The sequence below is a fragment of the Cephaloticoccus primus genome (assembly GCF_001580015.1).
Classification (GTDB): Bacteria; Verrucomicrobiota; Verrucomicrobiia; order Opitutales; family Opitutaceae; genus Cephaloticoccus; species Cephaloticoccus primus.
Window position 1 is genome coordinate 22,295 of the sequence record NZ_LSZQ01000028.1, and the last position, 22,989, is coordinate 45,283.

The window sequence follows — 22,989 nt, forward strand, 5'->3', positions numbered from 1 at the left end:
CTCACACTCGCCCAGCAGGAAGCTTCTCTGATCAACGGGGGAAGAATCCTCCCTTCGCGGGTAAATTTGCAGTTGCGGTTGCCACGATGGCTCCTTTTGGTGCCGCTCCCTCCTCAAGGGGACTGGAGCAATCGGGGTGTAGCTTAGCCTGGTAGAGCGCTACGTTCGGGACGTAGAGGCCGGGAGTTCGAATCTCCCCACCCCGACCAGGCTCAGAGGGAGGATGGCGTTTTCCTGAGAGACAACCGCATGCGGCTCGGCCCACACGTTAGGGATCATCGAGGGCTTCCAGTTTTAACAGGTATTCAAGTGCTGCGCTCCTACGCGCCCGCTCTTGCAGGATGGCTGAACAATACGGGGCGGTGGCGGGTTGAATTTACAGCCCTTGCCAAACTCGCGAATTCGGGCTTGCCGAGGCGGCCACTGTCTGACTTTGTCGCCGCCCTCGATAGAAAAAACGTTAGGTGACAGGATCTGGTGAGTCGTTAGCAGAGCAAGGGCTCTAGTGATGATTTCGAAACCCACGGTGGGAACAGAACTGGCAGCGGACGCGAAGATCTACGAATCATCAGATGAGCAACTCCAAACTGTATGTCGGCAACCTCCCCTTCAAAGCCAATGAAGACGACCTGCGCGCACACTTCGCGCAATTCGGCGATGTTACCGACGTCTATGTCGCGATGGATCGCATGAGTGGCCGCCCCCGCGGCTTCGCATTCGTCACGATGGGCACTGCCGAAGAGGCCAAAGCGGCCGCCGAAAAACTCAATGGCAGCGACTTCGATGGCCGTCAGTTGACGGTAAACGAGGCCCGCCCCAAGGAAGAGCGCCCCGCTGGCGGCGGCTTCGGCGGTGGTGGACGCGGCTTCGGTGGCGGCGGTGGTGGTGGCTACGGCGGTGGCCGTGACCGTGATCGCGGTGGCTACGGAGGCGGGCGTGACCGCGACCGTGGACGCGACCGCTACTAAAAGCGCCCGCGCCCGGGCAGCCGATAAATCAGCCCATTTTTCAACGCGACGGAGCCCCTTCGGGCTCCGTTTTTTGTCTCTGGACGATCTATCTGATCGCCTCCCCCGGGATGGTGCCGCGCGCGAGTCTGCACGCTGGGCCCATTCTCCCTTCTCTGTTTATCCAGTTAAAAAAAAGGCGGGCCCATTTAACCCACGCTCCGCCGCCAAAAGCAGCCCAAGCCTGCGCCCGACTTTTCATGCCATTTAAAGCACTCAATCTTTCTGCGCCGATCCTTCGGGGCATCCAATCCGCCGGCTACTCCGAGCCCACGCCCATCCAGCTACGCGCGATTCCGGTCGTACTCGAGGGCGGCGACCTCATCGGCTCTGCGCAAACCGGTACCGGCAAGACGGCGGCCTTTGCGCTGCCGATCCTCGACAAGCTCCTCAACGCCGCGACCGCGGCCTCGTCCGCAGCGGGCGGCAAAAATGCGAGCCGCGCGTCCGGACCGCGCGTCCTCGTTCTGGAGCCGACCCGCGAGCTCGCCGCACAGGTGGAGACCTCGTTTCGCGATTTCGCCCGCTACACCGACCTGCGCATGCTCGCGGTTTTCGGCGGCGTAGGCTACGGCCACCAGCGCCGCGAGCTCGCGCGCGGTGTGGACATCATCGTGGCCACGCCCGGCCGCCTCATGGATTTCCTGAAGGACGGCTCACTCAGCTTGCAGGGCCTCACGACCCTGGTTCTGGACGAAGTCGACCACATGCTCGACATGGGCTTCCTGCCCGCCGTGCGCGACATCATCGGGCGCTGCCCCAGCGAGCGGCAAACGCTGCTCTTCTCGGCCACCGTGCCGCCCGAGATTCAAGCCATCGCCTCCTTCGCGCTGCGCGACCCGGCGCGCGTCGCCATCGGGGTGGATCGCTCTGTAAACGACTCGGTCAAGCACGCGCTGTACCCGGTCGGCTACGCGCAAAAGTTCGACCTGCTGCTCGCCCTGCTCGAGCGCACGGACTTTGACAGCGTGCTCGTGTTTTCGCGCACCAAACACGGGGCCGATAAAATCGCGCGCAAGCTGCGCACGGCCAACCACTCCGTGGCCGTCCTCCACGCCAACCGCTCGCAGAACCAGCGCATCGAAGCCCTCGCGGGCTTCAAGTCCGGCAAGTACGAAGTCATGGTCGCGACCGATATCGCCGCGCGTGGCATCGACGTCGCGGGCGTCTCCCACGTCATCAACTACGACGTGCCCGAGAAGCCCGAAGACTACGTGCACCGCATCGGCCGCACGGGCCGCGCCCAGGCCGTCGGCGACGCCTTCACCATCGTCACACCGGAAAACGAAAAAGACATCCGCGACATCCAGCGCTTCATCGGTGCGCGCATCCCCGAGCTGCGCCTCGAAGGCTTCCCCTACGGCCCCTACGAGCCCAAGCCCGAAAACGAAGGCAGCCCACGCCAAGGCCACTTCCGCAACGACGCCAGGCGGGGCAGCGGCGCCAGCACACGCTCGGCGCAAGGGCACCGCAGCAATGACGGTGGCCGCAGTGGCAGCCGCAGCGGGCCAGGCGCCAATCGCAGTGCGAGCGGCGGCGGTCGCGGGCGCAGCCGCTCCAGCGGTACAGCGCAAAGAAATCGCAGCAGCCGCTAACGGACTGCTGGCTGCTACCTGCCAAATCTGAAAAAAGTCCGTGAACTCGGGCCGTATTTTACTAACTCCCCAGCCTACCATGTCTCGCCACATCGCATCGCTGCTCTTGCTCGCCTGCCTCGCCCTCGCACCGCTGCACCTGCATGCGCAGCGCGAAAAGCTCCCGCCCGAAGACCTTGAGTGGGTGGAGCAAAACTTCCCCGATGCAAAGATCTCCAACACGGGCATCCGCTACGTCGTCGTTGAGGAAGGCAGCGGCCAGACCGCCAGGCGCGGGCAAATGGTGTCGGTGCTCTACATCGGCCGCTTCATCAACGGCGACACCTTCGACCAAACGATTGATGCGGAGAAGCCCTTCAAATTCCGGCTCGGGCGCGGCCAGGTCATCCAGGGCTGGGATCAGATTATCCAACTGATGCGCCCGGGCGATAAATGGCTGGTCATCATCCCCCCCGAGCTCGCCTACGGCACGCGCGGCCAGTCGCCAAAAATTCCGCCCAACACCACGCTCGTTTTTACAATACAACTCCTCTCGGCCGAGAAGAACTGAGTACCACTACGCGTGGGGCGGCAGGCAGTGCCTGCTCCCATTTACTGAGTGTCGTGTGTGTGTTGCGCGTTCCGCGCAACACACACACGACACTCAGTTGGAAAAGCCCAGCTCTCCGCTTCATTCGCATTTGAATGCGCCTTCCCCTGTCGTGAAACGACAGGGGGGAGTTCATGTAAATTTGCGATTTTGTTCGGGCGCGAAGCGCACGTGGCAAAATCGCAAATTAAATGGAAGTGGCGACCCGCCACCGCCGCCCGCGTAGGGCCGCCTGCATCCAGCCGGGGGGGCCTACCGCCCTGCTTTTGCCTCTTTGGTAAAGCTGTACTTCGCGCGAAACTCGGCACCTGCCTGCTGCTCGGCGGCTTGGGCACTCAGCCCTTGGGCCACGAGCTCGGCGACCCGTTTCTCGACCCAGCGAGTCTTGAGCGTCTGCTCAACTGCGGTCGGGATCGATTTCTCACGGGCCACTCTTTTTTTCCGAAAGCCAAGGCAGCCAGAAAGCAAAGCAGGCACAACAAGGAGCAGGAGAGAGGCAAAAATGAGGCGCGATTTCGCTAGCATATGGGGCCGGGAGTCAGGCCAAAGCCCCCCCTCTCGGCGAGCGAAAATCCGCGATTGGAGCGCAATCCGAACGATCCCTCCCATCACCGCGCGCCCTGTTTTTTTGGAGGTATGTCAAAAAAACGTGCGGAAGGGTTGAAAATTCCTTCGCGCGCGGCGCGCCGATCTGAAAACACCTTGGGCACACACATCCACATACCATGACTTACGCCGAGATCGCCGCGGCCCTGCCTTCGCAGGCTCGCACTGACTCCCCCGACCTGCCCTTCCCGCGCATCGCCTCCGGAAAAGTGCGCGAGATATTCGACCTCGGCGACGCGTTGCTTCTGGTCGCCAGCGACCGCCTCTCGGCCTTCGACGCCATCCTGCCCGACGGCATTCCGGGCAAGGGCATCATCCTCACCCAGATGAGCCTGTGGTGGTTTGCCCAAACCAGCGGCATCATCACCAATCACTTGCTCCCCGATCAGGCAGGCGAGTTTGCGCGGCGCGGGCTCCATGATCGCGACCTGCAACTACGCAGCATGATCGTGCGCAAGCTGCACCCGCTGCCCGTCGAGTGCGTCACGCGCGGCTATCTGATCGGCGGCGGCTGGAATGCGTATCAAAAAGATGGCACGCTGTGCGGCATCACCCTGCCCGCGGGTCTGCGCCAGGCAGAGCAGCTCCCCGCCCCGCTCTTCACGCCGACCACCAAGGCGCTAAAGGGGCAGAGCGACGAGCCGATCGACGAAGCCCGCGCCGCCGCGATCCTGGGCGACGCGCTCTGTGCGAAGGTCAAAGCAGCGAGCCTCGCGCTCTACGAATTTGGTGCGACCCGCGCCGCTGCGGCGGGCCTGATCCTGGCCGACTCGAAGTTTGAGTTTGGCACCGATGACAGCGGCCAGCTTTTTCTGATCGACGAAGTCCTCACGCCCGACTCCTCGCGCTACTGGCCCGCAGACCGCTACCGCGTCGGTATCTCGCCCCCGAGCTACGACAAGCAATTCATCCGCGACCACCTCGTCGCAATCGAGTGGGATCCGCAGTCGCCTCCGCCGCGGCTGCCCGTCGAAGTCATCCGCCGCACCCAGCAAAAGTACCTCGCCGCGCTCGAAAAGCTCCTCGGCTAAGAGGCGAACCGGTTTGTGGCACTGCGCTGTAGGGCGGGGTCGCAGACCCTTTTTATTTTGCGAGCCGCTCGTTGACGGCTCGTCAGGCCCCATACAGCGCCATTCTCATGGGGCGGACTGTGGGCTCTCACTCGCTTCGATTCTGTCGAGCGGGTTGTCTCGAATCAGTGCTTTGACCTGGCGCACGTAGGCTTCGCCGCGTTCAGAGTACGCGCTCAGCCCATCGGCTAGCCGCAGCCCGGAGAGCGGCTGCCCGCTCCGCCGCGCCTCGGCACGGAGTGCCCAAAGTCGATGGTAGGCGGGCTGCGTGTTAAGCGTCTGGAAGTACGCACGCACCGAGTCGCGCGGACTCGCATAAATCGCCACGCGAAACCTGGCCCCCGCAGCTCGGCGGCGAGGCACAAGGCCGCGACCATCGTAACTACGCAGGCCGAAAAGGTTGTTCCCCTGTCGCGCGAAACGCGAAGTCCCCCAGGCCGATTCGATGGCCGCCTGCGCGAGCACCAGCGAGGGCGGCAGCGTATCGACGCGCAGCAGCAATTGATCAATAAAGCCCAAGTCAATTTCGGCTGGCGGCGCAGCGGTGCGTTCTTCCGTCTGCGCTGTGGCCTCCTCGGCGGGAAGCGCGAGCGCGTAATCTCGCGCCAGCCCCCACAGCCAACGCACATCAGCTCCACTCATCGGGAGAGCTGCCAGCGCCGCAGGTTCGGGCAGAGGCTTTGGGGAAACGTCCGTCGAAAAGGCGGGCTCGCCCGCTGGGGCCGTGGGCCCGCGTTGCCTCGCGAGCGCGCAGCGGATTTGCAGGAGCCGCTCACGGTCGCGCGCAATCTCCCCATTCGCCGCCTGCACGAGCGGCAGCAGGTAACTGAGAAACGCATCCTTGCGCGCAGCGCCATCCGCATAACGCGAAAAGTCCGGCAAGCCACGGCCGCCCGATTCTCCGCCGCGTGGCTGCTCCGGAAGAAACAGCAGGCCCAAGCCGAGCAGGATCACGACCAGGCCCACCGCCACCATACGGCACTTCTGCGGCAACGGCTGCCCCCGCCACCACTCGTGCACTTGAGAAATACGAATACCATTTGGCAGCATTTGAAGTGAGCCCTCCCAAACCCTGAGCTATAGCCCCTTGGTCGAACGGCGAACCAACGGGTCCGCCCGCGCAAGCCAACCCCACCTTGAACGGGACGGCGAGGCAACGACTCGCCGCCAAAAAAATCGCCGATAAAAGAGAGGATCAACAACTCAAACGGCGCACCAACGAGTGCGCCGCCAAAAAAGGGGGTCAACGACCCCGGCTACCGCTGCGGAGAAGTTCGCGGCGCAGCCAATCCAGCGCCGCGTTTACGGCGCGTGTTTTGATTGTTTGGGGCGGGCCCGGGTAGCTCAGCTTTTTAGCCCACACACCGTGCGGCGCATGTAGCCCGACGAAGAGTGTCCCCACCTCGCTGCCCCGCGCATCGGCGCAAGGCGCGCCCGAAAATGCCGTGATCGACAGCGCGTAATCGGTGCACAAGTGCTCGGCCACGCCGATTGCCAGCGCGACCGCGCACGACGCGCTGACCGCCCCGTGCTGCGAGATCAGGCACTCCGGGCAGTCCAGCAGAGCGACCTTCGCCTCGTTACTGTTGCACACGACCCCGCCGGCGAAGCACTTTGCCACGCCGCAAATATCGCCAAACGCGCTCGCGAGCAGCCCGCCAGTCCCCGCCTCGGCCACAGCCAGCGACTGCTCCTGACTGCGCAGCAGGTCGACACATACCTTCGCCATGGAGGCATCGCCGTAGCACATAAAATCCTCGCCGAGGAGCCCTGCGCACTCCTCCGCGATTGCGCTCAAATCCCCCCCCGCCAGCGCACCGCCCGGCGAGCTCAAGCGGCAATCGACCTGCCCCGCATGCGCGCAAAACGCCACGCTCAGCGCGCCGCCCTCGCGCCCGCCGCCGTAGCGGTCAAACACGGGCTGTAGCCGCGCTTCGAGCTCCGACTCGCCGATGCCCGCCGTACGCAGTTGCACATAAGCCTCGCCCTCCAGCAGCAGCCCGCGTGCCGCCAGGCGCGGGAGCACCTGGTCGGTAAACATCGGCTGCAGCTCGTTGGGCGGCCCGGGCAGCATGCACAAGATCCGCCCCTCCTGCTCCACCCAGAGCCCCGGTGCCGTCCCGTGCGCATTGGGCAAAACCTCGCCACGCTCGAAGCGGTACGCCTGCTTCAGGTTATTCGGCGGCAGCGTGCGCAGCCCCAGGCGGTTAAACCGCTCCTTGATCGCCGCCTCGATCTCCGGCTCAAACACGAGCGCCTGCCCGAGCACGCCGGCGATCACCTCGCGCGTCCGGTCGTCGCAAGTCGGCCCCAGTCCGCCGGTCGTGATGATCACATCGGCACTCGCCCAGCTCTCGCGAAACTGCCGCTCGATCTCCGCCGCCTCGTCGGTGATCGTCACGTTGCGTGCGAGCTGCACACCGCGCCGCCCCAGTTGCGCGCCGATAAACGTCAGGTGGCTGTTTGCCGTCAGGCCGAGCAGCAACTCGTCGCCGAGCGTGATCAGTTCGAAACGCCGTTGCGTGAGGGCCTTGGTATTGGTGCTGGAATCGGCGGCAGGCATGGATAGAGCGCGAGCAGGCTAGGCAAAGCCCGGCAAAATGCCAGTCTCCAACGCGCCCGGCAAAAGCACTCCTCATCCCCCCCTCCCTCCCCGCTAAAACAAAACGCGCATGAGCGACGACGCCCCCATCACGCTGAAAGAGAAAGTCCGCGCCCTGCCCGACCGCCCCGGCGTGTACCTGATGAAAGACCGGCTCGGCACCATCCTCTACGTCGGCAAGGCCAAGAGCCTGAAGAAGCGCGTGTCCTCCTACTTTCAACGCGGCCGCGCCCGCATGATCGAGCAGCCCAAGATCCGCTCGCTCATCCCGCTCATCCACGATGTGGAAACAATCGAAGTGCGCTCCGAGCCCGAGGCGCTGCTCCTCGAAGGCCGCCTCATCAAGCAGTGGAAGCCCCGCTACAACACCGACTTTACCGACGATAAACGCTTCCTGCTCGTCCGCGTTGACCTCAGCCAGCCGCTCCCCCGCTTCGTCCTCACGCGGCTGCGCAAAGACAAGCACTCGCGCTACTTCGGCCCCTTCGCGCAGTCCGGCCCGCTGCGCACCACGCTCGCGCAAATGCGCCGCCAATTCGGCATCCTCCTCGCCGATGCCAGCCCCGCCCGACTCCCCGATGGCCGCTGGCGGCTCTACGACGACGTGCGCCAGGAAATCTACGGCCACGAAAACATCCTCACCGCCAAGGACTACCGCACCCGCGTCGAGGCCGCCTGCGAGTTCCTCGAAGGCAAGTCGCGCGAATGGCTCGCCAGGCTGCGCAGCGATATGCAGGCCGCCGCCGCGGCACTCGACTTCGAGAAAGCCGCGCGGCTGCGCGACCTCATCACCGCGCTGGCCGCCACGCTGGAGCCCTCGCGCCGCTTCGAGCGCACGACGCACAGCCGCCTGCTCCCGACCAGCGACACCAGCAGCGCCGAGGCACTCCGCGCCCTGCAGGCCGCTCTCGCGCTGCCCACGCCGCCCGAGCACATGGAGTGCTTCGATATCTCCCACATCTCGGGCACGCTCGTCGTCGCCTCGATGGTGCACTTCAGCCACGGCCGCCCCGACACCGACCGCTACCGCCGCTACCGGATAAAAAGCTTCATCGGCAACGACGACTTCCGCGCCATGCACGAAGTCGTCGCCCGCCGCTACCACCGGCTCGCCAGCGAAGGTCGCCCCCTCCCCGACCTCGTCGTGATCGACGGCGGCCGCGGCCAGATCGGCGCAGCGCTCAAGGCCTTTGCCGCAATCGACCTCACGCCGCCGCCCCTCATCGGCCTGGCCAAAAAACACGAGACGATCCTCTTCGCCGACGAACGCCCGCCTCTCAACCTCTCGCTAAACGACCCCGCGCTAAACCTCCTCCAACGCCTCCGCGACGAAGCCCACCGCTTCGCCAACACCTACAACGCCGACCTGCGCTCGCGCAAAATCCGCGAGTCGGCCCTCGACGACATCTCCGGCCTCGGCCCCAAGCGCAAAGCCGCCCTCCTCGCCCACTTCGGCTCCATCGACCGGCTCCGCGCCGCACCGCTCGCCGCCCTCGCTGCCGCGCCCGGCATCGGCCCCAGCTTCGCCCAGAAAATTCATTACACGCTAAATCCCGGTCGTGAAACCCAGCCGGCTGACGGCAGTGACAACAACACTGCCGCCCCCAATAAAAGGGGCCGCGCCCGCAAGCCGCCTGCCCGCGCCGCCCACTTCGTCGCTCTATCCGCCGCACTCCAATGAAAGCTCCCAACCGGCACCGCTGGCTCCTTGAGCCACTCGAAGACGAGCCCACCCTGCTCGTCCGCTCCATGTTCAGCGGCCTGGCCGTCTACCTCGATGGCCGCATGGTGCTCTATCTCGCCGACCGCGCAGAGCCCTGGCGCGGGATCTGCGTGCCGATGGAGCTCGGCGCGCAGCCGCAGCTCATCGCCGACTGCCCCGCACTCGCCCCGCACCCCCAGCTCGGCAAATGGCTCTACCTGCCCGAAAGCGCCGACAGCTTTGAGCGCGATGCGCAGTGGCTCGTCTCCCGCATCCGCGCCCGCGACCCGCGCATCGGCATCACCCCGCCACTCAAAAAACGCCCGAAGGCGCGCCCAAACTAGGCGCGGGGCCTGCGCTTCAGTACAGCGAGCAGGGCTTGGGAAAACTTGGGGACAAAGGGCGCAAGTGCGGCGAGCTCCTCTTCCACGGTCACTTCGCGACCGAGCTTCCAGGATCGGTTTTGCGCTACCCCTTTTAGCCCTCCCATCACGCGGTTCGGCAACTTTGTGTAAAGCTCCAGCAGGAAGTCCTGTGGATGCAGCGCGCGGACTCTCCAGGGCGAGAGATGCTCGTCACCGAAATCGCGCAGGTTGTAGGTTACGATCACGCCCGCTCCTCCCTCAATCGCACAGGCAAGCACATGACGGTCTTTTTCGTCGTTCGTACATTGCCCGATCCACTGCTCGTAGCCGCTCACCAAACTTTCGGGAAAGTTCCGCAGCAGTGCCGCCCGAAAGCTCCGCGCAAATTGCAGATTCCAGTTTAGAGGCCCCGTATGCGTGCGGTAGGTTTCCTCAATAATCTGCTCACTCCAAAGCGGTGTAAACAGGGAGCCCTCAGCCCTCGCCAAAGTGAGTAACAAGTTAATGACCTTCTGATTCGCCAACACACAGGCATCAAACACGGACCGGGGAAGCCCAAGCAGATGGCTGTGGAGTTCGGCAATCACCTGGAGTGTTGGGCCATGACTTTCGTTTCTCAGTAAAGCCCCGCATCCATGAGCTCATCGTTGAGCGCGTTCATGGCCTGAATGAAAGGATCTCGTCTAAGACGCTCACGGATCTTGGTTTCCTCACGATAGTAGGCGATCAGGTCGGCCCGTTTGATCCGCAACTCGCCATCTACCTCATAGGTAGGAACCACACCTTCCCGGCATAGCAGGTACATCACGTTTTCCTGGTGATCCACAATGGCAGCAGCCTCGGCGATGGAGAAGCTCTCCCTGGATGGATCGATCAGCTCACCCACATCAACGGTGCGGGAAGGTGGCGGCAGCTCGGCAGTCGCAGTTTGGGCAAGTGGCATGGCAATTCCTTTCCTTTCAGTGCGCGAAAGCTAGCACACCCAACCCAGCCCGCAAGGAGACGTTTCCACCACTACGCGTGGAGCGGTGGCGGGGCGCCACGTGCCATTCAATTTGCGATTTTACCCGTGCGCTTTGCGCCCGAACAAAATCGCAAATTTAACGGAAACTCCCCCTGTCGTTTCACGACAGGGGATGAGGCATCAAATGCGGATGACGCGCATACCCATTGAGGCGAGATGAAACGATTTGCCGGTAAATCACCGACTCAAGATCGGGACCTTTCTACTGTGCGGCTTGCGTGGTTGTGCGGAACGCACAACCCGCAAGCCGCACAGTAAATGGGTGCAGGCACCGCCTGCCGCCACCCGCGTAGGGGAGTCTTCGACTCTTTCATTATGCGCGCGGCTCGTTGGCCGCGCGTCTTCGCCCCGTCTTACATCTCACCTTGTGGCGCACTCGTTGGGCGCCGCAGTGTCCGCGCCCCCAAAAAAATGCAGGATGCGCGCAAGGTATGCGTAATACTGCGCTCGCAGTATGGAACAAAGCGTAGCTCTCTGGCTCTCAGCCCTACTGCTTTTTATGAAACGCCTACTCCTGATCCCCACGCTGCTGTTTGCAGCGATCCCCGCGCTCGCTGCGGCAGCGCTAGACTCGACCATCCGCGCCGTCACGGTTTACAACGACCGCGCCATCGTCACCCGCAGTGCACGCGCCGAGCTGCACGAGGGCATTAACGAGCTCCTCATTGAAGGACTGCCCGCGAGTCTGCTCGACGACTCGCTGCAGGCCAGCGGCAACGGCACCGCCACCGCAACGATTCTCGACATCAGTACGCGCGAGCACTTCGTCGCCGCCACGCCCGACCCGCGCCGCGCCGCGCTCGAAGAGCAACTCACCAGCCTGCGCGAAGAGAAGCGCAGCCTGAGCGACCGCGCCGCGCTCATCAAAACGCAGCGCGACCTTATTGAGCGGCTCCAGAACAGCGCGGTAAGCATCGCCTCGGGCGTTGAAAAAGCCGAGCGCCCGAAGCTCGCCGAAGTGCAGGAAACCCTCGCCTACGGAAAGGCCGAGACCGAGAAGCTCAACGCCGCCCTGCAAGCGCTCGACCGCGAGCTCGCCGTGCTCGAAGAGCAGATCAGCGCGCAGCAGCACCAGCTCGACGAGCTCCCGCCAGTATCGCCGCGCCGCAGCGTGAAGACCGCCACCCTGCGCGTGCAGGCGAGCCACGCCGGCGACCTCGACATCGAGCTGCGCTACACCACTCCACACGCGGGTTGGCGGCCCAGCTACGATGCTCGCGTGTTCACCGCCGATAACCGCGTAGAGCTCGGCTACTACGCTCAGGTCCGCCAGAGTACCGGCGAGGACTGGGAAAACGTCGCCCTCACTCTCTCGACTGCTCGCCCCTCGCTCGGCGGCCACGCGCCCAAGCTCAGCCCCTGGCCGCTCGACCTGCTCGCCGAAGAGTCAGACTCGCCCCCGGGCATCCGCCCGCTCGCGCGCCAGGCAGAGCTCCTCGCCAGTCCGGCACCGGCAGCGGCTCAGGCGCGGATGACCTTTGACCTCGTCTCCGCCGATTACGCCGAGGCTCAAGTCGACCGCTCCGCCAGCGTGGCCACTTTTCAGGTCGAGGCGCCCGCCACGATCCCCAGCGATAACTCCGCGAAAAAGATCTCGGTCACCACGCTTGATCTGGAAGCCGAGCTCGCCTATCGGGCCACGCCCAAGCGGCTGCCCACTGCGTTCCTCGACGCCAGTGTCCGCAACACCAGCGACTACCCGCTGCTCCCGGGGAAAATGAGCGTCTTCGTCGACCACGGCTTTGTCGCCAGTAGCCGCCTGGAGCACACGAGCCCGGGCGACGCATTCAACCTCGCACTCGGGGCCGACGAGGGGATCGCCATCACACACAAGCAAACGCGCCGGTTTACCGAGCAGGTCGGGCTCATGACCAGGAGCACGCGCAACAGCTACGAGTACTTGATCACGGTCAAAAACAACAAGGCCGGGCCGGTGCACCTCATCGTGAGCGATCAAGTGCCCGTCTCGCGCAACGAAAAGATCAGCGTGAAAGTGCAGGCTCCCGCAGCGCGCGACGCCAAGCCCGATGCCGAGGGGCTGCTCGAATGGGCGCTCGACCTCGCGCCCGGCGAGACTCGCGAGCTCCCGCTCAAATTCAGCATCGAGTACCCGCAGGGGCTCAGCGTCAGCGGGCTCTAGCGCGCACCAATTGGCGCAAGCCGCGCGCGAATTGGTCGAGGTCACCGCAACCGGACCGAGCCTGGTGTGGCTAGCGCCTTATTCTTTCTTGGCGGGGGGAGGCGGAGTGCCTCTACTCGCCCGCTCACATGCCTACTACCGTATCTTCCATCACCGCGCGCGAGATCATCGACTCTCGTGGAAACCCGACCGTAGAGGTCGATGTAACGCTGGCCGACGGCACCCTCGGCCGCGCAGCCGTTCCCTCCGGTGCCTCCACCGGTGAGCACGAGGCGCTGGAGCTGCGCGACGGCTCGGTAAAGGGCGCCAAAGGGGCCGCCAAGAGCCGCTATCTGGGCAAGGGCGTGCAGACCGCCGTCGCCAACGTGAAAAACATCATCGCGCCCGAGCTGATCGGCTACGACGCGACCGACCAGGTCGGCATCGACCGCGCCATGCTCGCGCTCGACGGCACCGCCACCAAGTCGAAGCTCGGCGCCAACGCCATCCTCGGCGTCTCGCTCGCGACTGCCCACGCGGCCGCTGCAGCGCTCGGCCAGCCGCTCTACAAATACCTCGGCGGCCCCAATGCCAAAGTCCTGCCCGTGCCGATGATGAACATCATGAACGGCGGCGCCCACAGCGACGCGCCGATTGATTTTCAGGAGTTCATGATCCGGCCGGTAAACTTCGACACTTTCGCCGAGGCGCTGCGCGCCGGAGCCGAGGTGTTCCACCACCTCAAGAAAGTCCTCCACGACAAGGGGCTCTCCACTGCGGTGGGCGACGAGGGCGGCTTCGCGCCCAAGCTCGCCAGCGCCAGTGCCGCGCTCGACGCAATCGCCGCTGCGGTGAAGGCCGCGGGCTACAAGCTGGGCAAGGACATCACGCTGGCCCTCGACGTCGCCTCCTCGGAGTTCTACGACGCGAAGGCCAAGCGCTACGTTTTCAAAAAGTCCGATGGCCGCAGCCTCACGGGTGAGGAGCTCGTCGCCTACTATCAGGAGCTGGTCGCCAAGTACCCGATCGACTCGATCGAGGATGGCTGCGCCGAGAACGACTGGCCCACGTGGAAGAAGCTCACCGACGCCATCGGCGACAAGGTGCAGCTCGTGGGCGACGACCTCTTCGTCACCAACGTCGAGTTTCTGCGCAAGGGCATCCGCACCGGTACGGCCAACTCGATCCTCGTAAAGGTGAACCAGATCGGCTCGCTGACCGAGACGCTCGACGCGGTGGAGCTCGCGCACAAGAACCGCTACACGGCGGTCATCTCGCACCGCTCGGGCGAGACCGAGGACACCACGATTGCGGACATCGCCGTGGCCACCAATGCGGGCCAGATCAAGACGGGCTCGGCCTCGCGCAGCGACCGCGTCGCCAAGTACAACCAGCTCCTGCGTATCGAGGAGGAGCTGGGCTCGACTGCGATCTACGCCGGACGGCTCTGAGCCCTTGATTTGGCGGAGCCCAACGCGGGCTCCGCAGGCGGGGGCAGCAGCCCCTTTTTCTTGACGCGGTGCCTGCTCGCACCGCGTCTTTTTTCGCTCATTTCACACGGCGCAGCGGCTCCCGTTTTTCCCGACGGCGCGCTGCGCCACACACGTTAACCGCTTCGTTGTCTGTCCGAAGTTTTCCCAACGACAGGTATACTCATCATGGCATGGATTTACCTAATCATCGCTGGCATTTTCGAAGTCGTCTGGGCACTGGGCATGAAGCAGACGGAGGGCTTCACGCGGCTGTGGCCGAGCGTCTACACCATCGGCTTCATGGGCGTGAGCTTCTACCTGCTCGCACTCGCCATGCGCGAGCTGCCCGTCGGCACCGCCTACGCGGTGTGGACGGGGATTGGCGCAGTCGGCGCAGTCCTTTTTGGCATGCTGTGGCTGGGCGAGCCGCGCGACGCGGCGCGGCTCATCTGCGTCTCGCTGATCCTCGGCGGAGTAATCGGCCTGAAGGTCTTTAGCCGCTCGGGAGACGAGGCCGGAGGAACCGCCCTCCCGCCCCTTCCGCCTGCCTCTTCCGCTCGGCACGCGGCCACCGGGCAAGTCGCCCAAAGTCCCGCCCGGTAAAACAAGCCGCGAAGCCGCGCACGCACGCCCAACACCCGCGCACTACAGAAGCGGTGCCCGTTTGGATACCAGTTGACGCGCGAGCAGCGGGTACGCGCTAAATTAACGAGCCCTTCCTCCCCATCCCTTTACCCATGCTTACTGGTCCCACCTGGTCCAAGAAACTGCGCGACGAAATCGCCAAAACCGTCATCGGCCAAGACGCCATCATTGAGCGGCTCCTCGTGGCCCTGCTCGCCAACGGGCACGTGCTCCTCGAAGGCATGCCCGGGCTGGCGAAGACGCTGCTCGTCAAATCGCTGGGCACCGCGTTGGGCGTCCAGTTTGAGCGCGTCCAGTTCACGCCCGACCTGCTCCCCAGCGACGTGGTCGGCACGATGGTTTTCCAGCCCAAGACGGGGGAGTTCAGCGCGCACCGCGGCCCGATCTTCGCGAACCTCGTCCTCGCCGATGAGATCAACCGCGCACCCGCCAAAGTCCAAAGCGCGCTGCTCGAAGCCATGCAGGAACACCAGGTCACAATCGGCGGCGGCACGCACCCGCTGCCGCGGCCCTTCTTCGTCATGGCGACGCAAAACCCCGTCGAGCAGGAAGGCACCTACCCGCTCCCCGAAGCGCAGACCGATCGATTCCTTTTAAAGCTCCTCGTCGACTATCCCAGTGCCGATGAGGAAAGCGCCATGATGCAGCGCTGGGGCCAAGTCGCGCGCCAGCCCGAGCTCAGCCCCGTCTCCAGCGGCGAAGAGCTCCTCGCGCTGCGCCCGCAGGTCGACGCCGTCCACGTCGCCCCCGCCGTCCAGGCCTACATCCTCTCGCTCGTCCGCGCGACCCGCGCGCTCGCGGGCCACGCCGATGGACAGGCAGGCGCGGCTGCCGACGATGCCCCCCATAAAAAGGGCCTTCGCCCTCTGGAGTTCGGCGCCTCGCCGCGCGCCTCGCTCGCGCTCTATCAGGCGGGCAAGGCGCTCGCCTGCCTGCGCGGTCAAGACTTTCTGACGCCCGCGCTCGTCCAGGAGATCGCGCCCGACGTGCTGCGCCACCGGGTGGGGCTCACCTACGAGGCTGAGGCCGAGGACATCACCGCTGACGCGCTTATTGCGCAAATCATTGAGCGCAGCCCGATCCCGAGCGAGGCCAGCCGCTAAACGCAGTTTCCCACGACGGCTCCCCCCACGCTGATGCCTGCCCATAGCAGAGCCACTCCCCACCTGTCGGCCGCACAGCGGCGCGCGGCCTCAGTGCAAACGGACGCGTCGCCAACGAGCGGACGAGGTGCGCAGCACACGCCAAGTGGCGAGCCCTCGTCACCTTCTACCAAAAAAACGCTCGAAGGGCCGCCCTCCCGCCCCTCCCGCCTTGGCCAGATCGAAAGCGCAGCAGCCATCCTGCGGCGTCTGGAGTGGCGCGTGCGCCATGCGGTGGAAAACGTGCTCAGCGGCGAGTACCGCTCGGCCTTTCGCGGGCGCGGCATGGAGTTTGACCAAGTCGTCCGCTACGAATTCGGCGACGACGTGCGCGACATCGACTGGAACGTCACTGCGCGGCTCGGCGAGCCCTACCGGAAAAAATTCGTCGAAGAGCGCGAGCTCACGCTGCTGCTTCTTTTTGAGGACAGCCCCAGCCTGAACTTCGGCTCCGGCTCGAAAACCAAGCGCGAGGCCCTGCTTGAGCTGGCCGGACTGCTGATGCTGCTCGGCGCGGTCAACCGCGACCGCGTGGGCTTCATCCACAGCGCATTGGACGCCAGCGGCACGCCCCGGCTCCACTTTCGCGCACCGGTACGCGGGCGCGGCGCCATCCTCCACAGCGCGGCCCAGCTCCTTGCCCTTCCGCCTCCGACCGCAGCGAGTGGCCACGCCACGGAAGCCGCCGGCACACTGGGCGCGCTTGGCACGGCCCTGCGCCAGATCAACCGCTCGCGCGCCGTCCCCAAGCATAGCGTGCTCGTCTGGCTCGGCGACTTCGCCCCGCGTGCGCAGCCCGAGGGCTGGCCCGTCATCCAACGCCGCTTCCAGACGATGGGCTTTCGCGTGGATGATCCTTGGGAGCGCCGCTTCCCCGCCGAGCTCGGCGGTGGAGGGAGGGGCGGACTGCTCGGCGGGCTGCCAAGCGGCGCGACGCTCGCCGCCTACGACCCGCTCGCAGGCCGCCTCGTCACGCTGGAAGACTCACCCGCCGCGCGCGCGGCCCACGCTACCTGGCAGCGCGAGCGCGAAGAGGCTTGGGCGGCGCTGTTCCCCGCGGCGCATAACCGGCTCGCCGTCTCCACCGAGGACGATCAGCTCGGCGCGCTCGTACGCTTCTTCCACGCGCGGATGCGCCTCCCCCACTAGCAGTCGCCGGAGTCCCATCTTGCCGCGCCACTTGCCCGCATGCTGCTCGCCACCGCCACGCACACACTCCTGAGCCTCGCACCGCCGCTGCCGCTCGCGGCGCTGGGCAGCAGCTTTCGCTTTGCGACGCCCTGGTGGTTTCTCGCGCTGCTGCTGCTCCCGCTCGTTTTCTGGCTGCGCGGGCGGCGGCGTGTGCCCGTCCTCATCATCCCCTTTTCTGCGGCTTGGGCTCGGCCCTCGCAGCGCGCCGCGCCGCGCTGGCCCGTGGGGCTGGCGGCACTCGGACTCGCCGCACTCGTCGTGGCGCTCGCCCGCCCGCAACGCATCGAAGGCCGCCACGAGGTCAACACGCGCGGCTACGACATCATGCTGGCGATCGATCTGTCCGGCTCGATGCTCGCCGAGGACTACGAGTCGCGCGGCGCACGGATCAACCGGCTCCAGGCGATCAAGCCCGTCATACAGGCGTTTATAAATGAGCGGCGCAGCGACCGGATCGGCATCGTCGTCTTCGCGGGTCGCGCCTACACGATGGCGCCGCTCACCTTTGATCACGACTGGCTGGCGCGGCAGACGGGGCGTCTGAAAATCGGGCTGATCGAAGACGGCACCGCCATCGGCGACGGGCTCGGCATCGCACTCACGCGGCTGGAGCAAAGCGCGCGCATGGCCGATGACGGCCAGCGTCAGGGCGCCTTCGTTGTCCTGCTCACCGATGGCGCCAACAACCGTGGCGCGCTCAGCCCCGAGCAAGCCGCACAAATCGCCCGCGCGCGCGGCATCCCCGTTTACACGATTGGCGCAGGCCGCAACGGGCTCGTCCCCATGCCCGTACTCGACGCGCAGGGGAACACCGTGGGCATGCGCCAGGTGATCTCCGACCTCGACGAAGACTCGCTGCAAACGATCGCCCAGCTCACGGGTGGCCGCTACTTCCGCGCCGACAGGAGCAGCACGATCCGGGATGCCTTTGCCGAGATCGACAGAGCCCGAAAGATCGAGTTTCAGGCCACGAGCTACCTGCTCACGCGCGAGCTATTCTGGTGGCCCGCAGCACTCGGCCTCGGCGCGCTCCTGCTCGCGGCGCTCTCCACCCGCCGCCCCATCGCTTAACCCGAAACGCCAACGACGACGCATGGAGTTCTACGCCCCGCAGCGACTCTTTCTCTTACTCATCCCCGCCGCGCTTCTGGTTTGGGAGCTCGCGCGGCGCGGGCGCGCAGCGGCCGTGGCCCACCCGAAGATCCAGCGCGCCGAAGCCAGCGCGCGGCACCTGAAGCTGACACCGCGCGAGCATGGCGACGCAGCCCACAATGCCGCACCCGCGAAGCCGCCGTCATTTTTCACCAAAATAAAGGCGGCCCGCCCGCTGCTCACCCTCGGGCTCGCGCTCGGCATCGTGGCCCTCGCGCGGCCCCAATACGGCGAGCGCGAGATCCCCGTCTTTGAGCAATCGCGCGAGGTACTGATCGCCCTCGACCTCTCCCGCTCAATGCTCGCCGAGGACATCAAGCCCACGCGCCTGATCCGCGCCAAGCTCCTCATCAGCAGCCTGCTGGAGCGGCTCGCGGGCGAGCGCGTGGGCCTCGTCCTCTTCTCCGGCACGGCCTTTCTCCAAAGCCCGCTGAGCGCCGACTACGAGATCCTGCGCGAGTTTCTGCCCGAGCTCGGCCCCGACACCCTGCCCGAGGGCGGCACCAACTACCGCGCTCTGCTCGACACGGCGCTCGAAGCCTTTGGCGACACGCCTGCCACCGACCGCTTCCTCATCGTCCTGAGCGACGGCGAGTCCACCGACGACACCTGGCAACACAGGCTCGACGCGTTGAAGAAACGCGGCATTCGCACAATCGCGCTCGGCATCGGTACGGCTGGCGGCGCCATGCTGCCCGACGGCAGCGGCGGCTACGTCAAGGACGAGCGCGGCGCCGTCGTCCTCTCGCGGCTTGAGCCCGCCACCCTGCGCCAGCTCGCCGAAAGCACCGGCGGGCTCTACCGCGATGCCAGTACCTGGCTCGACCTCGCCGCGCTCATTCGCGAAACCGTCGAGCAAGGCCAGCGCGGTCAGTTTAGCGATACGCAGGTGCAGCGTCTCATCGACCGCTACCAATGGGCACTGGCGCCCGCGCTGCTCTTCCTCGCGCTCAGTTTCTGGCTGGAGTTCCCCGCACATCCGCGCCCGCGAGAGCTCACGCTCCACAGGCTCGCAGAGCCTCGGAACACCGGCCCCAGATCCGCAGCCCGCATATCTGTGGCTGCGCTGCTCGGGCTCCTGCTGTTTTTAACTACGGCAAAGGCCCCCGCGCAAAATGTGGGGAACGAGGTCGACCACGCTGCCCCCGAGCTCTCCGCGCTCGGGAAAATCGTGAGCCGCCTCTCCACCAAGGCCGCTGCGCCCACCGGGCGCGATTGGGCCGAGCTCGCCCGCGAAACCGTAACTTGGGGGCAAAAACTCCAGAGCGAGCAACACCCCGTACCGCCGGGCCCCGTGCGAGATGCGCTGCGCGCGACCCGGCTCGGCGAAGCGCTTGACCCGCAAACGGCAGATTGGCCCGCGCTGCGCCGCGAGCTCGAAGCCCTGCTCGCTACGCCGCCCGAACAAGAACAAGAGCAACCGCAACAACAGCCGCCGCAAAACCCCGACGCGCAAAACGACTCACAGGAGCAACAAAGACAGCAGGGAAGCTCGCAGGATCAATCGCCGCCGTCGGACTCTGGTAGCGAGTCAAACGACCAGAGCTCACAAGGCTCGCAGAGTCCGCAAGACGCGCAGCAGGGCTCCGAACAACAGTCCGCGCCGCAGCCCAACTCTTCGCCCGACAGCGACGCGCCACACTCCGGCTCACAACAATCGCAGCAGCAGCCGCCCCAGCAAGCGGAGCAACCCCGCGCAGGCGAATCGGCCTTTGGCGACATGCAGCAAGATGCAGCCCAGCCCGAGCCGCAGCCGTCACCACCAGCGCAGCCCCCCGCTCCGCAGGGGCAGACCCAACAGGTCGGCGGCACCCAGCCCAAAGACGCCGCCGCGCCCGATGCTCAAGACCCCGCACTCAGCGTGCCTCTGCAAAAGCTTCAAAAGATCCGCAACGATGACTCCCCCGCCCAGCTCTTCCAGATGATGAATGACGACGCGCCCCAAGAGAACTCCGGCCGCCCGAAGAAAGACTGGTGACACGCCAACCTCCTTCACGCCCCTCCCGCACCCGCACCGGCCCTCCGCTCCCTCGCCCCTCACGTTCAGGAAAACCACATGCCCAGCCTCCGAATCCCCCCCGCGTTCGCCGCTCTGATCCTCTGCTTCGCAATGGCGAGCAGCGCCCTTGCCCAGCGCGTATTCTGGAGCGACGCAGGCACGGGCGATCCGGCCGACATCCAGCTCGTTTTTGAAAACTGCAAGCCCGAGGCCGCGCCCGAGCTGCCCGCCCTCTCCGAGGCCAGCTTTCACTACCGCGGCCAGTCCACACAGGTGCAGGTCATCAACTTTTCGCGCACCAGCTCGCTCGTTCTCAGCTACCGCTTGCAAATCACCGTGCCGGGCCAAGTCGCAATCCCCGACTTCGACGTGCAGACCGACAAGGGCCTGCTCAGCGTGCCGCCCTACACCACCGGCACCGTGCAGCCCGGGCCCGAGAGCGACATCAAGGCCCGCCTCACGCCCCGCAAAACCACAGTCTGGGCGGGAGAGGTTTTCCCGCTCGTCTACTCGATTGACGTCGCCCGCCGCAGCTTCAGCAACTTCGGCGACCAGATCCAGTGGGAGCCCTCGCCCCTCGTCGCCGAAGACTGGAGCGAGCCCAGCGCCATCGAGGCCAACCGCGCGGGCGAGGTGCGGCTCCAGGTCGCCTTTCGCACCCGCGCCTACGCCAGGGCGCCCGGCACGCTGCGGCTCTCGCCCGTGCGCCAGCTCGTCAACCTGAACCTCGGCACAGTCGGCTTCGGTTTTTTCCAGCAACCGCGCATTGAGCAAGTCAGCCTCAGCACCGATCAGCCCGAGCTCCATATCCAGCCGCTCCCGCTTCCGGCCCCCGCCCGATTTATCGGCGGCGTGGGCGACTTTGAGCTCAAGTCTACGGTCGTCCCGCAGAGCGCCAGCGTCGGCGAGCCCATCACGTGGACGCTCGAACTCTCCGGCACGGGGAACTGGCCCGAGATCAGCGGCCTGCCGCCGCGCAGCGTCTCCAGCGATTTTCAGGCGATCCAGCCCCCCGCCAAGCACAGCCACAAAGACGGCCAACTCTTCGACGGCACGTTGACCGAGGACGTCGTCCTCATCCCCACGCGCCCGGGCACTTACACGCTCGGCCCCTACGAGCTCCACACCTTTGACGTCGAAACGGGCAGCTACCGCGCCCACTCCATCCCCGCGACCACGCTCACCGTAACCGCGGCGACTGCGGCCGGCAACACCGTAGCACCGTCGAGCCCTGCGCAGGCCGCCGGCAGCTCAGCCGCAGCACTCACGCCGCCCACCAGCGGGCCCGACAGCCCGGGCCCACTCCCCGCGCTTCCCGGAAGCGCTCCCCCGCCCGAGGGCCTGCTTCAGGGGCCGATTGACGGCAGCCATGTCGTGCGCGCGCCCACCCGCTCAACTACTGCACTCACCGCCCGCGCGCTCGCGCCCTTCGGCTTGCTCGGCGCCGCCTGGCTCGCGCTCGCGCTGCGCCGCGCCCACCGGCTCGACCCGCTGCGCCCGCGCCGCGAGGCACGCGCACAGCTCGCCACCACGCTGGCCGCACTGCGCCAAAACCCGAGCGACGCGGCCCTACTGATCGACTGGCAACAACACGCGGCCAAAGCTCACGGACTCAGTCACGCACTGCCGCCCGCTGCACAGCTCCCCGATAGCGACGGCTGGCAGAGCCTGTGGGCCGAGGCCGAGCAAAGCCTCTACCGAGCGCAAACGCCGCTGCCCAGCGATTGGCTCGCCCGCGCCGAAGCCGCACTCGCTGTACTCACAATCCCCGGCACCGCATGGGCCCGCGCCCTGCGAAAACAAAATCTCTGCCCCTGGCTCTTCAGCTTGGCCCTCGCGCTTGTCCTCGCGCAGCCGCTCCAGGCGCAGGCGGGGAAAGCGCCCCCTTCAAATCCGCGCGAACCCACCCGTAGCGAAAATGCAGACTCCTCAAGTGCCGCCAGAGACACCGCACACCAGGCTTACGCGGGGGGCGATTTCGACGCTGCCGCCGCCCTCTGGCAGGCTGCGGTCGCCGCGCAGCCGCGCGACTGGGCCGCCCGCCACAACCTCGCTCTCGCGCTGGCGCAGCAAGAACAGTGGGCCGCCGCTGCCGCACAGGCCACCGCCGCCTTTGTCCAAAATCCGCGCGAGCCCAATGTCCGCTGGAACCTCGCGGGCGCGTACTCAAAGGCAGGCTACTCGCCCGAAGAGCTGCGCCCCGTGCTGCGCGAGGGCCCGCGCAGCCAGCTCGCCCGCCTCGCCTCGCCCGGCGGCTGGGAATGCGCGCTCGTCGTTGGCAGCAGTGCGGTGGCGCTCGGCCTGTTGCTCCCGCTCCTGCGCGGCTACGGCCTCGTCCGCCTCAGCGTAAAAGCGCCCGCACTCGCGCTCGCCCTGTGCGGCCTCCTCCTCGCCGCCACCGCACTCGCAGGCCGCGCAAGCTACGGCCTCGCCGCCCAGCCCCAAGCCGCGCTCGTCTGGCGCGCGGGCCAGCTCTACTCGATCCCCACCGAAGCCGATACCGAGCAGCAAACCGCACCGCTGGCCGCCGGTGTCATCGGTATCGCCGAGGGCCACTTCCTCGGCTGGGCCCGGCTGCGCTTTGCCAATGGCCAAAGCGGCTGGGTGAGAAACAGCGAGCTTGTGCCGCTCTGGGAAACGCCGCCGCAGTCCGCCGAGAGCGGGAGGGACGGGAGGGGCGACTAGACGCGCCCACTGCGCACACGACGT

At 66.0% G+C, this 22,989-nt stretch carries 18 protein-coding genes, 1 tRNA gene and 1 pseudogene; 15 read left to right on the forward strand and 5 right to left on the reverse strand.

What is annotated here, in order from left to right; translation table 11 throughout:
* Nucleotides 1–132: 132 nt before the first annotated feature.
* From AXK11_RS03035 to AXK11_RS03050, 4 genes are all read left to right on the forward strand, one after another.
* A tRNA-Pro gene (locus tag AXK11_RS03035) sits at nt 133–209 on the forward strand.
* A 363-nt stretch (nt 210–572) separates the two neighbouring features.
* On the forward strand, nt 573–968 hold the full coding sequence (locus AXK11_RS03040; RefSeq protein WP_068629204.1) for an RNA recognition motif domain-containing protein: 396 nt from the start codon (nt 573–575) through the stop codon (nt 966–968).
* Between the two features lie 239 nt (nt 969–1,207).
* A complete protein-coding gene (locus tag AXK11_RS03045; RefSeq protein WP_068629206.1) occupies nt 1,208–2,602 on the forward strand; it encodes a DEAD/DEAH box helicase in 1,395 nt (464 codons plus the stop codon).
* Nucleotides 2,603–2,681: 79 nt separating this feature from the next.
* Nucleotides 2,682–3,152 (forward strand): FKBP-type peptidyl-prolyl cis-trans isomerase, encoded by a 471-nt coding sequence (locus AXK11_RS03050; protein ID WP_068629208.1) that lies wholly within the window; start codon nt 2,682–2,684, stop codon nt 3,150–3,152.
* A 291-nt stretch (nt 3,153–3,443) separates the two neighbouring features.
* On the opposite strand, the gene AXK11_RS03055 is transcribed toward AXK11_RS03050, so the two are convergent.
* Nucleotides 3,444–3,623, reverse strand: a complete 180-nt coding sequence (locus AXK11_RS03055) for a hypothetical protein (protein WP_068629209.1) — start codon at nt 3,621–3,623, stop codon at nt 3,444–3,446.
* A 293-nt stretch (nt 3,624–3,916) separates the two neighbouring features.
* Here AXK11_RS03055 and AXK11_RS03060 point away from each other — a divergent pair, with 293 nt between their 5' ends.
* The gene (locus AXK11_RS03060) at nt 3,917–4,828 is read left to right on the forward strand and encodes a phosphoribosylaminoimidazolesuccinocarboxamide synthase (RefSeq protein ID WP_068629212.1); all 912 of its coding nucleotides are present in this window, start codon (nt 3,917–3,919) and stop codon (nt 4,826–4,828) included.
* Nucleotides 4,829–4,933: 105 nt separating this feature from the next.
* Here the strand turns inward: AXK11_RS03060 and AXK11_RS03065 are convergent, their stop codons facing one another.
* Both AXK11_RS03065 and AXK11_RS03070 read right to left on the reverse strand, forming a co-directional pair.
* Nucleotides 4,934–5,917: a glucosaminidase domain-containing protein gene (locus AXK11_RS03065; RefSeq protein ID WP_082780809.1), complete on the reverse strand. Its 984-nt coding sequence runs from the start codon at nt 5,915–5,917 to the stop codon at nt 4,934–4,936.
* A gap of 193 nt (nt 5,918–6,110) precedes the next feature.
* A complete protein-coding gene (locus tag AXK11_RS03070) occupies nt 6,111–7,430 on the reverse strand; it encodes a CinA family nicotinamide mononucleotide deamidase-related protein (protein ID WP_068629216.1) in 1,320 nt (439 codons plus the stop codon).
* 109 nt (nt 7,431–7,539) lie between these two features.
* On the opposite strand from AXK11_RS03070, the gene AXK11_RS03075 reads away from it, so the two are divergent.
* Together AXK11_RS03075 and AXK11_RS03080 are read left to right on the forward strand one after the other, a co-directional pair.
* Nucleotides 7,540–9,150, forward strand: coding sequence for an excinuclease ABC subunit UvrC (locus AXK11_RS03075; RefSeq protein WP_082780810.1), 1,611 nt, complete (start codon nt 7,540–7,542; stop codon nt 9,148–9,150).
* On the forward strand, nt 9,147–9,515 hold the full coding sequence (locus tag AXK11_RS03080) for a hypothetical protein (protein WP_068629217.1): 369 nt from the start codon (nt 9,147–9,149) through the stop codon (nt 9,513–9,515). The genes AXK11_RS03075 and AXK11_RS03080 overlap by 4 nt, the downstream gene beginning before the upstream one ends.
* Here AXK11_RS03080 and AXK11_RS03085 read toward each other — a convergent pair.
* Together AXK11_RS03085 and AXK11_RS03090 are read right to left on the reverse strand one after the other, a co-directional pair.
* Nucleotides 9,512–10,078, reverse strand: a complete 567-nt coding sequence (locus AXK11_RS03085) for a PIN domain-containing protein (RefSeq protein WP_197456775.1) — start codon at nt 10,076–10,078, stop codon at nt 9,512–9,514. The two genes, AXK11_RS03080 and AXK11_RS03085, sit on opposite strands and share 4 nt — an antisense overlap.
* Nucleotides 10,079–10,152: 74 nt before the next feature.
* Complete coding sequence (locus tag AXK11_RS03090; protein ID WP_068629221.1) at nt 10,153–10,479, reverse strand: helix-turn-helix domain-containing protein; 327 nt, start codon at nt 10,477–10,479, stop codon at nt 10,153–10,155.
* Nucleotides 10,480–11,059: 580 nt separating this feature from the next.
* On the opposite strand from AXK11_RS03090, the gene AXK11_RS03095 reads away from it, so the two are divergent.
* From AXK11_RS03095 to AXK11_RS03130, 8 genes and pseudogenes are all read left to right on the forward strand, one after another.
* Nucleotides 11,060–12,700, forward strand: coding sequence for a mucoidy inhibitor MuiA family protein (locus tag AXK11_RS03095; RefSeq protein WP_068629223.1), 1,641 nt, complete (start codon nt 11,060–11,062; stop codon nt 12,698–12,700).
* 128 nt (nt 12,701–12,828) lie between these two features.
* Nucleotides 12,829–14,130 (forward strand): phosphopyruvate hydratase, encoded by a 1,302-nt coding sequence (gene eno / locus AXK11_RS03100; protein WP_068629225.1) that lies wholly within the window; start codon nt 12,829–12,831, stop codon nt 14,128–14,130.
* A 207-nt stretch (nt 14,131–14,337) separates the two neighbouring features.
* A pseudogene (sugE, locus tag AXK11_RS03105) lies at nt 14,338–14,643 on the forward strand (quaternary ammonium compound efflux SMR transporter SugE); the annotation flags it as partial.
* A gap of 245 nt (nt 14,644–14,888) precedes the next feature.
* Nucleotides 14,889–15,899: an AAA family ATPase gene (locus AXK11_RS03110; RefSeq protein WP_068629229.1), complete on the forward strand. Its 1,011-nt coding sequence runs from the start codon at nt 14,889–14,891 to the stop codon at nt 15,897–15,899.
* A 33-nt stretch (nt 15,900–15,932) separates the two neighbouring features.
* Nucleotides 15,933–17,087 (forward strand): DUF58 domain-containing protein, encoded by a 1,155-nt coding sequence (locus AXK11_RS03115; RefSeq protein ID WP_082780813.1) that lies wholly within the window; start codon nt 15,933–15,935, stop codon nt 17,085–17,087.
* A 39-nt stretch (nt 17,088–17,126) separates the two neighbouring features.
* The gene (locus AXK11_RS03120; protein WP_082780814.1) at nt 17,127–18,200 is read left to right on the forward strand and encodes a VWA domain-containing protein; all 1,074 of its coding nucleotides are present in this window, start codon (nt 17,127–17,129) and stop codon (nt 18,198–18,200) included.
* A 22-nt stretch (nt 18,201–18,222) separates the two neighbouring features.
* Nucleotides 18,223–20,259, forward strand: a complete 2,037-nt coding sequence (locus AXK11_RS03125) for a VWA domain-containing protein (RefSeq protein ID WP_068629231.1) — start codon at nt 18,223–18,225, stop codon at nt 20,257–20,259.
* Nucleotides 20,260–20,337: 78 nt separating this feature from the next.
* The gene (locus tag AXK11_RS03130; protein WP_068629232.1) at nt 20,338–22,965 is read left to right on the forward strand and encodes a BatD family protein; all 2,628 of its coding nucleotides are present in this window, start codon (nt 20,338–20,340) and stop codon (nt 22,963–22,965) included.
* The last annotated feature ends 24 nt before the right edge of the window (nt 22,966–22,989 follow it).